The sequence below is a fragment of the Undibacterium sp. Di26W genome (genome assembly GCF_049340265.1).
In the GTDB taxonomy this organism is placed as follows: domain Bacteria; phylum Pseudomonadota; class Gammaproteobacteria; order Burkholderiales; family Burkholderiaceae_D; genus Undibacterium.
Genome location: NZ_JBMPOR010000002.1, coordinates 24,514 through 38,248, shown reverse-complemented (window position 1 = coordinate 38,248; position 13,735 = coordinate 24,514). Strand labels below are relative to the sequence as shown.

Here is a 13,735-nt window from a genome sequence, read left to right as displayed (position 1 = left end):
CAAGCATGTACGTTGATTCCCATTGTCATATCAATTTCCCCGAGCTGGCCGTGCGCATGCCGGAAATCCTCGGCAAGATGCAGGAAAACGGCGTCACCCATGCACTTTGTGTGTCGGTTGATTTGCCTGATTTCCCGCAGGTATTGGCATTGGCTGAGCAATACCCGCATATCTATGCATCAGTCGGCGTGCATCCTGATTACGAAGAAACTGAAGAGCCGACCGCTGAACAACTGGTCAGATTGGCGCAGCATGACAAAATCATCGCCATCGGTGAAACCGGCCTGGATTATTTCCGGCTGAAGGGTGATCTGGAATGGCAGCGTGAACGTTTCAGGCAGCATATACGTGCTTCCCGCATGTGCCGCAAGCCTTTGATCATTCACACCAGGGCTGCCGCAGAAGACACCATACGCATCTTGAAGGAAGAGGGCGCTGGCGTGGCGCAGGGCGGCGTTGCCGGGGTCATGCACTGTTTCACCGAATCGCTGGATGTGGCATTGGCAGCGGTGGAATTGGGGTTTTACATTTCTTTTTCAGGCATACTGACCTTCAAGAGTGCCAAGGATTTGCAGGCCGTAGCCAAAGCCTTGCCGCTGGAACGCATACTGATAGAAACCGATTCCCCCTATCTGGCACCGGCACCACATCGCGGTAAAATGAATGAACCTGGCTTTGTACGTCATGTTGGTGAGTTCCTGGCGGATTTGAAGGGAGTATCCGTGCTTGATGTACAAAAAGCCACAACAGAGAATTTCTTTCAACTGTTTCAGTTCGCGCACTGATTTTCCATGACTGCTTATCTGCTGATCCATCGTTTGCTTGCCCACCTCCCACGTTACTTGGCTACTATATTGAGCTTGCTGGCGCTGTCATTGATGATGTCGGCACCGGCGCGGGCGGATGCCTATGATGATTTCGTCTTTGCAGTGCGCTTTGATCAAGTCAATACGGTCAGGGAGTTTTTGCAAAAAGGGATGGATGTCAATTCTGTCGAATCCACCCGTGGTGAAAGCGTGCTGATGATCACCTTGCGCGAAAAATCCATGAAGGTTTTCCCGGTGCTGCTGACACATCCAGACCTCAAGCTGGAAGCGCGGGCGATGAATGGTGATACGGTGCTGATGCTGGCCTGCTATCTGGGCAATCTGCAGGCGGTCAAAGCGTTGATAGAGCGCGGTGCAGAAATCAATCAGCCGGGCTGGACTGCCTTGCACTATGCGGCGGTAAACGGCAACAAGGAAATCATTGCCTTGCTGCTTGAGCATTCTGCCTACATCGATACGGAATCGCCGAACAAAACCACGCCTTTGATGATGGCGGCCCGTTCCGGCAAAATGAACGCCGTTGCGCTACTACTGGATGAGGGTGCTGATCCTTCACTGAAAAACGACCTGGGCCTGACTGCCCTGGATTTTGCCAATGAAGTGGAACAAAGGGAAATCGCCGCCTTTCTGAAAGAAAGAATGCAGACTACTAAAAAATAATTTTTTTTGCACTGCAATATCTTGCCTGCCAAATAGACTCTATGTTAAAGTTCGCGCATCTCATTTTCGGAGCACGATCTGTGGACAGTTATAGTTGTCGATCTTCATTCAACTTGGCAATGTAAGCACAGATTTTCTCTTGCTACCTTGCCATTCTGGCGGGTAGTGGTCTCTCTCAGCTCCTGGGCTGTTCCTTCTACTTACCCAATTTATTAATGTACGCGTGACCTCAGCAATGTCACTGGTTTCTTGCGGACCCAGTAAGTGCATTTTGCGGTTGTCGTTGTCACGTAACTTATCTTTGTTCATGCCTGGCGTGCATGTGACAGGAGGAGTGGTATGTTCTGCTTTTTTATCGTAAGTGGCGACAGGAGCGTTCATGTTTGAATTGTTCCGTTATCAGCACCGTGAAACCGTCAGCGAAAGCAAGGGCCCCAATCGCTGGGACTGGGCCTTGTTGCCGCTGGTTCTGGCCCTTTTAGGTATTTTTGCTTTTGCGGCAATGCAAATGAGCCGTCCCTTTGCCGTCGGCGAAGCTTTGCAGATTTATCTGGACCCGGCTTATCTACCTTATTATTTATTGCGCACCATCTTGCGCATGTTTACGGCCCTGGCTTTTTCCCTGTTGTTCAGCCTGGTATTTGCGGCGATTGCAGCGAAATATGCTGCCGCTGAAAAAATCATGATACCGGCACTGGATATTTTGCAGTCGGTACCGATACTCGGCTTCCAGGCGATTGCGATTGCCCCTTTTATTGCATTGTTCCCCGGTAATTTGCTGGGGGTGGAATGCGCAGCGATTTTTGCGATCTTTACTTCGCAAGCCTGGAATATGGCATTCAGCCTGTACCAGTCGATACGCAATGTACCCGCCGAATTGCAGGAAGCGGCCATGATCTTCCGCTTGTCTGGCTGGCAGCGCTTCTGGCGTCTGGAACTGCCATTTGCCATGCCTGGCCTGTTATGGAACATGATGATGTCAATGTCCGGCGGCTGGTTTTTCCTGGTGGCGGCAGAAGCGATTTCAGTCGCTGGTCAGGATATCAAATTGCCTGGCATAGGCTCTTATATCGCGGTCGCGATTGAAGCCAGGAATGGTACTGCCATCGCCTGGGCCATATTGTCCATGCTGATAGGCATCCTGTTGTATGACCAATTGTTTTTCCGTCCCTTGCTGGCCTGGGCAGACAAGTTTCGCTTTGAAGAATCGCAGGGTGATACAGCGCAACAATCCTGGCTGCTGGACTGGATGCGCAACAGTTTCTGGTTCCGCGAATGGGCTGCAAGATTCCAGGTTTTCCTGGGGCGTGGCCTGGCATGGTTCAGCGTCAGCCATGACGGCACCTCAGAACAGGTACGCAAGCGGACATTGCATCCTGCCTGGTCCAGGGTGTGGGATGTCTTCCTGATCATCATCTCGCTGTTGGCGATGTATAGCTTGCTGAACTTTATCCATAGTAATGTGGGCTGGGCAGAGGTATTGCACGTCATGGGCCTGGGCATGATCACCCTGGTGCGCGTCATGTTGCTGATTGCATTGGCATCGCTGGTCTGGGTGCCGATCGCGGTGTGGATAGGCTTGCGTCCCCAGTATTCGCAAAAAGTGCAGGCCATGGCACAGTTCCTGGCGGCTTTCCCGGTCAACCTGATGTTTCCGCTGGTGGTGTTTGCCATGGTGACTTTTCACCTGACGCCGAATATCTGGCTCAGCCCGCTGATGGTGTTTGGTACGCAGTGGTATATCCTGTTCAATGTCGTGGCAGGGGCCGCAACCATACCGAATGAGCTGCGTCTGGCGGCGGATAACCTGGGCCTGAAAGGCTGGCTGAAATGGAAGCGGGTCTATTTGCCCGCCGTCTTTCCCAGCTATATCACCGGGGCGATTACCGCCAGTGGCGGTTCGTGGAATGCCAGTATCGTGGCCGAATATGTGACATGGGGTAAAACCACGCTGGTTGCCGATGGCCTGGGCAGCTATATCAAGCAAATGACGGAAACCGGTGACTTTCACCGTATCGCCCTGGGTATCGGGGTGATGTGCGTATTCGTCATGTTATTGAATCGTTTTTTCTGGCGCAAACTGTATTTGCTGGCAGAAGATCATCTACGTTAAGCCCTGCGCTGAGGAATTCAAGATGAATCAAAATTTATTACTGGACCTGAACCAGGTCGCCAAATCATTCAAGGCTGCGGATGGTAAATCCCGCCTGATCCTTGACAAGGTTGATTTTCAATTGAAGGACGGCGAGATCGTTGCTTTGCTGGGTAAATCCGGCTCTGGCAAATCGACTTTGCTGCGTATCATGGCAGGCCTGATTTCGGCAGATGCCGGTAAGGTGGCTTACCGTGACAAATCCATTTTTGGACCAGTGGCCGGCATTGCCATGGTGTTTCAGTCGTTTGCCCTGTTCCCCTGGCTTACTGTGCAGCAAAACGTGGAACTGGGGCTGGAAGCCCAGGGTGTCCCGGCGGCAGAACGTGAGGCCAGAGCCGATGCCGTGCTGGAATTGATCGGTCTGGCAGGCTTTGGCGGCGCCTTGCCGCGTGAATTGTCGGGCGGTATGAAACAGCGGGTCGGTATTGCACGGGCATTGGTGACCAACCCCGATGTATTGCTGATGGATGAAGCCTTTTCTGCACTCGATGTACTGACTGGTGAAACCCTGCGCAATGACATGCTGGAATTGTGGGAAGAAGACCGCATTTCCACTAAGGGTATCCTCATCGTGTCGCACAATATCGAAGAGGCAGTGATGATGGCGGACCGCATCATCATCCTGTCCAGTGACCCTGGTACGGTACGTTGTGAAATCAAGATTGATTTGCCAAGACCACGTGATGTGGATTCGATCGAAGTCAGGGCGCTGATCGATGAAGTGTATGGCTTGATGACCATGCGTGCCACCCATGAAGCCACCGCCGAAGCATCGCATGCGCGGCATCTGGGCTACCGTCTGCCGGAAACCGATGTCAGCCGTATCGAAGGGGTGCTGGATTTGCTGGCCGAGGCACCATTCAATGGCCGCGCCGACTTGCCGCAACTGGGTGAAGAAGCCGAATTGTCGGATGAAGAATTATTCCCCACCTATGAAGCACTGAGTCTGCTGGGTTTTGCCATCCTGGAAAAAGGCGACATCATGCTGACGCCTTTGGGCAAGAAATATGCGGAAGTCGATCAGGCGCAAAAGCAGGAATTATTTGGTCAGCAGTTGTTGACCCATGTGCCACTGGCAGCCCATATACGGCGCAATCTGGAAAGCGAAGCCAGTGGCAGCTTGTCTGAACAACCGCTGATTGATTTGTTGGAAGAATTCCTCAAAGCCGATGAAGCAAAACGGGTCCTGGAAGTCGCCATTGAATGGGGTCGTTATGGCGAAGTCTATGAATATGATTATCATACTGGCCGTCTGACCTTGCCGGAAACGAATGACGAATAAGCTCGCTCTTTACGTAGCTTAACAAAACGTAGCTTAACAAAAATCCCTGCTACCTACTGCCAATTGTCCCAGCAGATGTGACATGTCGACCAGACGTTTGGCGACCAGGTGGCGGACTTCGGCTTCGCATTGCCAGATGCCATACACGCCCAGCAATTGGGCGTTCAAGACTTCGCGTCTTTGTTTTTCCACCAGTGAAGGCCAGATGATCACATTCACTGGTCCGGTTTCATCTTCTATGGTGATGAATAGTACGCCCTTGGCCGTACCGGGACGCTGCCTGACTGTCACCAAGCCGCAACCACGGGCAAATTGCCCTTGCTGGAAGGTATTGAGCATGTCTGCCGGCAGGAAGCGTTTTTCCAGTAACTGCGGGCGCAACAGGGCGACAGGATGGCGTTGCAGGCTCAGGCCCATGGCGTGGTAGTCGCTGCGAATTTCCTGTGCCTCGCTTGGTGCTTTCAGTACAGGTGTCTGTTCCTGTATGCTGGTCGGGCGCAGCAAATCCCGGTCTGGCAGCGCACCGATGGCTTCCCACAAGGCCTGGCGTCGATGGCCGCTCAGGGACAGCAAGGCATTGCCAGTCGCCAGTACCTGCAGGTCATGGCGATTTAGTCCGGCCCGTCTGGCAAGATCCTGTACATCGGTAAAAGCCTGCTCGTTACGGGCTTGCTGTATGCGCAGGGCCGTGCTTTCAGACATGCCCTGCAACATGGATAGCCCCAGGCGAACGACAGGCTGCAGGGTACTGGTGTAACGATTGTTTACCATTTCTTCCAGCGAAGAATCCCAGTTGCTATGCATCACATCGGCTGCCTTGACTTTGACATCGTGGCGACGGGCATCTTGCACCAGTTGTGAAGGGGAATAAAAGCCCATGGGTTGCGAGTTCAATAGCGAGCACAGGAAGATGGCTGGCTCATGGCATTTGATCCAGCTGCTGATATAGGCCAATATGGCAAAACTGGATGAATGACTTTCAGGGAAGCCATATTCGCCAAAACCTTTCATCTGTTCAAAAATCGCTTCGGCAAAGGCTTTGTCATACTTGTTTTTGACCATGGTGTTGACGATCCTGTCGTGATAGCCTTCCAGTCCACCTTTGCGTTTCCATGCAGCCATGGCACGTCGCAGGCCATCGGCTTCGCCAGCAGTAAAATCGGCGGCCAGCATGGCAATCTGCATGACCTGTTCCTGAAAAATCGGTACGCCCAGAGTCCTGCTCAGGGCCGCACGCATGGCTGGGTCTTTGTGTTCTTCTATGGCTTCCTTGCCCTGGCGACGGCGCAGATAAGGATGGACCATGCCCCCCTGTATCGGCCCGGGCCGTACTATTGCCACCTGCACCACCAGGTCATAAAACTGGCGTGGGCGCAAGCGCGGCAGCATGCTCATCTGCGCCCGCGATTCAATCTGGAATACACCGACGGTATCGGCCTTGCAGATCATGTCATAGGTGACAGCGTCTTCCCGGGGAATGTCTTGCATGCTGCTTGGCTTGCCAGGAAAATTGCTCATCATAGCCAGTGCCCGTTTCAGGGCTGACAGCATGCCCAGTGCCAGGACATCCACCTTCATCAGCCCCAGCGATTCCAGGTCATCCTTGTCCCACTGGATGACGCTGCGGTTTTCCATGGCGGCATTTTCTATCGGGACCAGGCGCGACAGTTTGCCCCGGGTAATCACAAAGCCACCGCTGTGCTGTGACAGGTGACGCGGAAAGCCCAATAACTGCGTCGCCAGTGTTGCCCATTGCTGCGCCAGCACGGACTGGATATCCAGTCCGCATTCGGCAAAGCGGTTCAGTAATTCCTGCTTGCTGTCAAACCAGCGATGTGACTTGGCCACTGCATCCACAATGGCCAGGTCTACCCCCAGGGCTTTGCCAACTTCGCGCAGGGCACCGCGTGGCCGGTAGGTATGTACCGCCGCTGCCAGTGCGGCGCGGTTTTTGCCATACTTGTTGTACACGTATTGCATGACTTCTTCGCGGCGCTGGTGTTCGAAATCGACATCGATATCCGGTGGTTCATTTCTTTCTTTGGATATAAAACGACCAAACAGCAGGGTATGTGTTTCCGGATTGACTTCGGTGATGTGCAGGCAATAGCAGACCACAGAGTTGGCGGCTGATCCGCGCCCCTGACAAAGGATTTTGTTGCTTCTGGCGAAATTCACGATGTCATACACGGTCAGGAAGTAAGCTTCATACGCCAGGTCATTGATCAGGTGTAATTCGGTTTCAATCTGGTCTGCCAACCCTGATGGCAAGCCTCGCGGATAACGCAGTTGCGCGCCTTTATATACTTCCACGCGTAGATAGGTGGCAGGCGTATGCCCTTTGGGAATCAATTCATCCGGATATTCATAGCGTAATTCGCTCAGGGAGAAATGGCAGGCATTGGCAATGTGGATGGTTTCGGCCAGCGCCTGTCGCGGGTAGATATTGGCCAGCCGCAAGCGTGACCGTAAATGTTGTTCTGCATTCAGCGCCAGGGTGTAGCCACACTCCGCCACTGGCTTACCTATGCGTATGGCCGTCATGGTGTCTTGCAAGGGCTTGCGTGAACGCACATGCATGCAGACCTGACCCATTGCGACGACAGGCAATTTCAGTTGATCGGCGGCCAGGTATACCTGTTCCTGCTGGTAAGAATCAGCCATTTGCGTCAGCAGATTCAAGCCTATCCAGGCCCGTCCGGGAAAAGTGTGCGCTAGCCAGTTGGCCTGGTTGGCCAGGATAGTGGGTTCAGCCGGATAGGCCGGTACCAGGATCAGCAGGCAATCCGGCAGCGATGTCAGATGACGCAGTGCTTCGGGTGGTGCTGAAAAATCCTGTCTGGTCAGCAGGTAATTGCCTTTGCTGCTGCGTCCACGTGCCAGCGTGATCAATTCGCATAAATTGCCATAGCCTTCACGGTTTTGTGCCAGGGCGATCAGATGCAGCCCGGTTTTTGCGGCCTGTGTTTCATTCGCTGCACCTGCGTTTGCTTCCTCACTGAGTATGAAATGGCTGCCTATGAGCAGGGGAAAACCACTTTTCTTTGCTTCGGTATGCGCCCGTGCCACACCGGCCAGCGAGCATTCATCGGTAATGGCCAGTGCCTGGTAATCCAGACTGATGGCACGCGCCACCAGTTCTTCGCCATGTGATGCACCCTGCAAGAAGCTGAAATTGGTCATGCAGAATAATTCGGCATAGGCGGGGAGTAAGCTGCTGGTCGCCATAATGGTCGCCATAACGGTCACCCAAATACGCCATGTAAAAACCAGACTGCATGGTCACTGTCCGGATCCATGGCGCGTTCACGATAAATCCAGTAACGCACGGCTTTGGCGTCTATGGCGACAAAATAATCGCGTGCCTGTATCTGTTCATGCCACCAGCCAGCTTCTATTCGCTCTGCCGGTGAAATCAGTGTCAGTTCGGATTTGTAATAAGGATGGTGATTGCGGATTTCCAGCGCTAATGCTTTGGGCAGCAGCCAGTCGGGACGTAAATTGGCTGTCGCATGCATGCCGGTAACCGTGTTGGCAGCCGCGTTGGCAGCCGGGCCGGTATGGGCTAGAGCAGTTTTTTTTGTTACCGGTTGCATGACCGAGACCCAGGCATTGGCTACATCGGGTCTGTGGTCGGCTTGCGGCTGGGCTTTCAATACAGCGTTTTCACCCAGGCGCGCAACCAGTAATTCCAGCAGGCGTTGATGATCTTCTGCCTTGCCCCCGGGTTCGGGAAACAGGGTTTCGCTCTGCAACTCGCGTGGGCTAGTCTGTTTGACTTCCAGCACGATGGCGATGACGGCGCTGTGCAGTTTCAACTGTGTCAGTCTTTCCTTGAACAGACTGAGTAAATGCGATTCCTGCCAGCAGGCTTGCCCCAGTTTCAGATCAAACAGGGTAGGGGGAATAGCCTGGCGACCTCGTTCATGCAATAACTCCAGATGGATATGACTGACCGCCAGGTGCTGCACCGTCAGCCAGCCCAGCAACTGGGTCAGCAGGCTGCGGGCATACATCAGCAGGGCATCGGCCTGCTCGATACGGTCAGGCAATTCCACCTTGGCCTTGAATGCGGGGGGCGCGCTGTGCCATTGATGCAGCTCGATTTGTTCGCCATAGGCTGCATCCAGTTCATGCAGGATGGCTTTACCGCAGCGTCTTTGCAGGCCGGGTCGTGGCAGTCGCCGCAAATCTTGCAGACTGTGGCAGGCAATGCCCTGCAATAACTCCAGCGAATCTTGTGCCGCTGCCAGCAGGCCAACGGGCAGGCGATCCAGGTGCAGGGATAATTTCTTCAAGCCCAGCACATGCTTGCCCGCCCGTTTTTTTTGTGCAGCCAGCCGGGCAAAAAGCCATGCCGCCCTGGCCACCGGGGCGATCCCCGTGTTTGCCGTCAGGCCCAGGGCTTGCATGGTGGCCTGAATACGCTTGCGCAAGGCACGGATGCCGCCAAACAAGCTCAGGCTGGCGCTGATGTCGATGAGAATGGTATCGTCTTTTGCCAACGCCACCTGGGGCGAATACTGTAGCAAAGCGGTGGCACTGGCCAGCAAATCCAATTGCTCTTGCTGGATATCACGCTGAAAGCAGCGGATATCAGGCAACAGCATCTGCGCGCCACCCGTGCGCATGCCCGGATAGACGCCAGCCTGACGCGCCGATTTCGAGACCGCACTGATCCGTCCCTGCTGAAGTACCGCACTGGGCATGGTTTCTTCGACGTCGGGCCAGTGCTTCACAAACACCTCAAGCTGGAGCATGGGCAGGTGTACGGCGAGCCAGAGCGGCGGACGTTGCGCCAGCATGCCTGTCTGCCGTAATGGTTTCTTTGTTGGTATGGGCATGTGAATACAAATAATGATGGGCTGCTACACGCAGGGTCAGCGGACGATCACGCAAACCACCGCGACGCTTGATCATTGCCAGTTCCAGCCCGCCAGCGATGGGCCGCAGACTCAATCGTAATGGGGCCGGGGATGGCAATGGGGCCATCTGCAGGCTGCGCATCAGGCAAAAAAAGATATCCGAACTTTGGGCGGCCAGATGCAGGCGACGCAGTGCTTCACTGCGTATCTGTGTTTGCCAGAACAGCAGGGCACCACAACTGCCATTGCGTAACACCTGTTCGGCGGCCCAGAGTGCATTTGACTGCTTGTTGCAAGTGATCCAGATCAACTGCGAGGTTTGTAAATGGGCACAGGACAATGCCAGTGCCTGCGGCGTATAAGGTGGTGTCAGTAAGATAATGGGGCGACCCTGCAATTGATTCAGGGCCGGCTTTAATAGCGTCAGTTCAGCAATGCCGGCGGTGGGCAATAGAATTTCTGTCAATTGCCCCAAAGGCCAGCCGCCACCAGGCAATTCAAGACGTAATTCAGGAAAACCGGTATCCAGATAAGCACCATGGCCACGCGCCAGTTGTGAGGCACGCCACAATGCGGGATGTATACCTTCGGCGACAAGTGGGGAAATACTGGGCATAATAGATTATACTGTATAAATATACAGTATATGTAATTCTGCCTAAAACTTCAAACACAAACTCGCGGCTGATCTGCATCTGTTGCAGCTTTATTGCATGCTTGCTGTCTTGCAAAGTTTCTGTTGGTCTCGTCAGCTTAGTGACTTGACTGTCGTGACAGCCAGGCCTATGACGGCACATGCACCTATGACATGGATCACATTGCGCTTGAAACGCAGCAGGGCAATGGCGGCAGCGATGGCGATCAGGGCAGATATCCAGTCCAGCGGGCCGCTAAATCCCTGGGGCCAGATCACGTGATAAGCAAAAAACAAGGCCAGATTCAGAATGACACCTACCACGGCTGCCGTAATTGCCGTCAGCGGGGCGGTGAAATTGATATCGCCATGGGTGGATTCCACCAGTGGCCCGCCAGCCAGGATGAACAGAAACGAAGGCAGGAAGGTAAACCAGGTCACCAGTGCAGCAGCGACTGCCCCAGCCAGGAAGAGCGAGTCTGGCCCGAACACGGCCTTCACATAGCCGCCAATAAAACCCACAAATGCCACTACCATGATCAATGGACCAGGTGTGGTTTCACCTAGCGCCAGGCCATCTATCATCTGCGTTGGTGTCAACCAGCCATAGCCGCTGACTGCCCCCTGATATACATAAGGCAGTACCGCATAGGCACCGCCAAACGTCATCAGGGCTGCCTTGGTAAAAAACCATGCCATTTGCGTCAGTGTATGGTTCCATCCATAAGCCACCGTCAGCAGACCCATGGGGATAGCCCACAATGCTATGCCTGTGATCAGCACCCATAACAGCCGGCCCCAGCCAAACCGGGCATGCACGGGTGTGGGCGTGTCGTCGTCAATCAATGCTGGGCCATAGGAAGTGTTGGTATTGCCGTGGCCACCCCCAGTCTTGAACTGTTCCGGTGCCAGCCTGCCACCTATATAGCCAGTGAGTGCCGCCAGTAGGACGATGAATGGAAAAGGGATATCCAGGGCAAAAATCGCCATGAAAGCAGCTGCGGCAATACCCCATAAGTAATTGTTTTTAAGCGCACGTGAACCGATGCGGTGGGCCGCCTGTACCACAATCGCCGTGACCGCCGGTTTGATACCGTAAAACAAACCGGCCACCAGACTCAGGTCACCATAGGCGATGTAGACCCACGACAGAAAGATCAGTATCAGCAGCGAAGGCAGCACAAACAGCACACCGGCAGCAATGCCGCCACGGGTTTTATGCATCAGCCAGCCTATATAGGTAGCAAGCTGTTGTGCCTCCGGCCCGGGCAGGACCATGCAGTAATTAAGCGCATGTAAAAAGCGTCGTTCTGAAATCCAGCGACGGTTTTCCACCAGTTCCTGATGCATGATGGCAATTTGTCCGGCAGGGCCACCAAAGCTGATGAAGCCCAGCTTCAGCCAAAAAAGCAGTGCCTGCCCAAAACTGACTGCGGTCGGTGGCGTAGCCTGCTTGAGGGTAGCTGGGTCAGATTGCATCATAGTGGGTAGCGTCATTCTTTATGTTCTTGCTTGTCTGTAGATGAGCTCAGAAAACGACATCAGAATAAATACTGATTGCACATACAGTACTTTATGGTAAAGTACGTTCATGGACGAACAATGCTGTGTAATAAGCTGATTACTGTTCTTCTAAGAACCTGTTTGCGATCTTAAGCGCGAGCGTGATCGGATTCCACGCGGGGCTCATGCGCTGCTCAAAATGCTCATGGTCCTAAGTACATTCCGCTTTTTGCGCTGCGTTTTTGTTACCCTTACCCCGCTGACGCTCGCTCGCTACAGATCGTAAACAGGTTCTAACATTCGTAACCGACATGGAGATTAACTATTATGGCAAACCTTGAACAGTCTTTTGACACACGTTTCAGCCTGCAATTCGCACCGACTTCCTTTTTGATGCGTCTGGGCCGTCGTGAAATATTTGTCTGCCGGGATTTTCGTCAGCGTTCTTACTATGTTAACCCCATGATGGATTGCAGTACCGGCGTGCAGGCAGGCCATCTGGAAATTCTGTTGTTCCGCAAATGGCTGGTGATACTGTCCAAAGCACACTGGTAATCGTATCATTTGAGATTCATCTGGCTTGTATTCAGCGCTACAGCATTATTTTACTGAAAATGAATGTCAATACGATGTCAAGCGTGATCAAATTATCTGTGTCAGCTAACAGGGCATGCAAACGATGAGTGACTGCCTGGCATAGAGATAGCGCGGCGTTGCAATGTAATTGCTGCACACATGATAGTATGCAAAATGACCTATTTCATTGATCTTCATTCGTCTGACATCAAATCTGATGAGATTGAAATCACGGAGCCGCTAAACGCAGCTGTGCTCAACTCTTGCATACATATCTGAAAACGAATGCTACGAAGCCCGGCGTATCACAAACTAAGTGATACGCCGGGCTTTGCAATTCTGCTTTAGAACAGATTTTACTTCTCAGAAGCTGTTCGAGATCTTTTTGCCAATGTGCGGATTATTGCGTAAACTTGTGGAATGAGAAAAATATACCCAAGCGACATCAGCCGAGACCAATTTGCAAAGATAGAGGGCTTGCTGTTAAGTGCACGAAAGAAGACCAAGCCACGCAAAGTAGACTTATATGATGTGTTTTGCGCGATATTGTACGTACTCAAAAGCGGCTGTCAGTGGGACATGATTCCTAGTGATTTTCCGCCGAAGAGTACGGTGTACACGTATTTCAAGCAATGGAAAGAAAAGCCGTCGGAAAGTGAATTGAGTTTGCTGGAGCAGACCTTAAAAAAATCAGGTTGGCGCGGCCCGTATCAAACATGGTCGGAACGAACACAGCAGCTTTTTGATCGTTGACGCACAAAGTGTAAGAAACACGGATACTGCCAAATACAAAGGCTACGATGCGGGTAAAAAAGTATCGGGGATCAAGCGCCATATCGCGGTTGATACACAAGGGCTACCCCATGCTCTTGCCGTGACGACAGCCGACGTTACAGATCGAAAAGGGGCATTGGAAGCATTTGTGCGGCACAAGAAATTTTTGGGCAAGGTCGTCAACGTACTTGCCGATGGTGGCTATACAGGACGCCCTTTTGCTGAGGGGGTGAATGAAATTCTAGGGGCATCGGTACAGATCGCCAAACGAAATGAACTTCATACCTTCGCAGTTGTGCCGCAACGGTGGGTGGTGGAGCGGTCTTTTGCCTGGATTGAGAAATGCCATCGCCTTTGGAAAAATTGTGAGCGGGGATTGAATACCAGCTTGCAATTCGTCAATTTGGCATTCCTCGCTTTGCTATTGCGGCGGGATTGATCGCAAAAAGATCTCGAATA

Annotated in this window: 10 protein-coding genes; 6 read left to right on the top strand and 4 right to left on the bottom strand. The window is 52.9% G+C overall.

Going from position 1 to position 13,735, the window contains the following annotated elements; all coding sequences use genetic code 11:
• Positions 1-5: 5 nt before the first annotated feature.
• From ACO0LM_RS02550 to ACO0LM_RS02535, 4 genes are all read left to right on the top strand, one after another.
• A complete protein-coding gene (locus tag ACO0LM_RS02550; RefSeq protein WP_423034062.1) occupies positions 6-785 on the top strand; it encodes a TatD family hydrolase in 780 nt (259 codons plus the stop codon).
• A gap of 6 nt (positions 786-791) precedes the next feature.
• Complete coding sequence (locus ACO0LM_RS02545) at positions 792-1,487, top strand: ankyrin repeat domain-containing protein (protein WP_423034060.1); 696 nt, start codon at positions 792-794, stop codon at positions 1,485-1,487.
• A 379-nt stretch (positions 1,488-1,866) separates the two neighbouring features.
• Positions 1,867-3,600: an ABC transporter permease gene (locus tag ACO0LM_RS02540; RefSeq protein WP_423034058.1), complete on the top strand. Its 1,734-nt coding sequence runs from the start codon at positions 1,867-1,869 to the stop codon at positions 3,598-3,600.
• A gap of 22 nt (positions 3,601-3,622) precedes the next feature.
• The gene (locus tag ACO0LM_RS02535; protein ID WP_423034056.1) at positions 3,623-4,924 is read left to right on the top strand and encodes an AAA-associated domain-containing protein; all 1,302 of its coding nucleotides are present in this window, start codon (positions 3,623-3,625) and stop codon (positions 4,922-4,924) included.
• 33 nt (positions 4,925-4,957) lie between these two features.
• Here ACO0LM_RS02535 and ACO0LM_RS02530 read toward each other — a convergent pair whose 3' ends face one another.
• The 4 genes from ACO0LM_RS02530 to chrA form a co-directional block, all read right to left on the bottom strand.
• Positions 4,958-8,164, bottom strand: a complete 3,207-nt coding sequence (locus ACO0LM_RS02530; RefSeq protein WP_423034054.1) for an error-prone DNA polymerase — start codon at positions 8,162-8,164, stop codon at positions 4,958-4,960.
• Between the two features lie 5 nt (positions 8,165-8,169).
• Entirely contained in the window at positions 8,170-9,729 is a 1,560-nt protein-coding gene (locus tag ACO0LM_RS02525) for a Y-family DNA polymerase (RefSeq protein ID WP_423034052.1), read from the bottom strand.
• Entirely contained in the window at positions 9,671-10,405 is a 735-nt protein-coding gene (imuA, locus tag ACO0LM_RS02520; RefSeq protein WP_423034050.1) for a translesion DNA synthesis-associated protein ImuA, read from the bottom strand. Before imuA ends, ACO0LM_RS02525 begins: the two co-directional genes overlap by 59 nt.
• Before the next feature lie 132 nt (positions 10,406-10,537).
• Positions 10,538-11,920, bottom strand: coding sequence for a chromate efflux transporter (gene chrA / locus ACO0LM_RS02515; protein ID WP_423034048.1), 1,383 nt, complete (start codon positions 11,918-11,920; stop codon positions 10,538-10,540).
• Positions 11,921-12,253: 333 nt separating this feature from the next.
• Between chrA and ACO0LM_RS02510 the strand changes: the two genes are divergently transcribed.
• Entirely contained in the window at positions 12,254-12,481 is a 228-nt protein-coding gene (locus ACO0LM_RS02510) for a hypothetical protein (protein WP_422982154.1), read from the top strand.
• Positions 12,482-12,922: 441 nt separating this feature from the next.
• Positions 12,923-13,715, top strand: a protein-coding gene (locus ACO0LM_RS02505; RefSeq protein WP_423034046.1) for an IS5 family transposase whose coding sequence is annotated in 2 segments (ribosomal slippage) — positions 12,923-13,188 and positions 13,187-13,715 — 795 coding nt in all. Because the reading frame shifts where the segments join, the coding sequence is not laid out codon by codon here.
• Positions 13,716-13,735 lie beyond the last annotated feature (20 nt).

What these genes read in the sequence shown, in the direction of transcription:
- ACO0LM_RS02535 (WP_423034056.1), top strand. Translation starts at nt 3,623, where the DNA reads ATGAATCAAAATTTATTACTGGACCTGAACCAGGTCGCCAAATCATTC.
- imuA (WP_423034050.1), bottom strand. Translation starts at nt 10,405, where the DNA reads ATGCCCAGTATTTCCCCACTTGTCGCCGAAGGTATACATCCCGCATTG.
- ACO0LM_RS02550 (WP_423034062.1), top strand. Translation starts at nt 6, where the DNA reads ATGTACGTTGATTCCCATTGTCATATCAATTTCCCCGAGCTGGCCGTG.
- ACO0LM_RS02545 (WP_423034060.1), top strand. Translation starts at nt 792, where the DNA reads ATGACTGCTTATCTGCTGATCCATCGTTTGCTTGCCCACCTCCCACGT.
- chrA (WP_423034048.1), bottom strand. Translation starts at nt 11,920, where the DNA reads ATGACGCTACCCACTATGATGCAATCTGACCCAGCTACCCTCAAGCAG.
- ACO0LM_RS02510 (WP_422982154.1), top strand. Translation starts at nt 12,254, where the DNA reads ATGGCAAACCTTGAACAGTCTTTTGACACACGTTTCAGCCTGCAATTC.
- ACO0LM_RS02540 (WP_423034058.1), top strand. Translation starts at nt 1,867, where the DNA reads ATGTTTGAATTGTTCCGTTATCAGCACCGTGAAACCGTCAGCGAAAGC.
- ACO0LM_RS02525 (WP_423034052.1), bottom strand. Translation starts at nt 9,729, where the DNA reads ATGCTGGCGCAACGTCCGCCGCTCTGGCTCGCCGTACACCTGCCCATG.
- ACO0LM_RS02530 (WP_423034054.1), bottom strand. Translation starts at nt 8,164, where the DNA reads ATGGCGACCATTATGGCGACCAGCAGCTTACTCCCCGCCTATGCCGAA.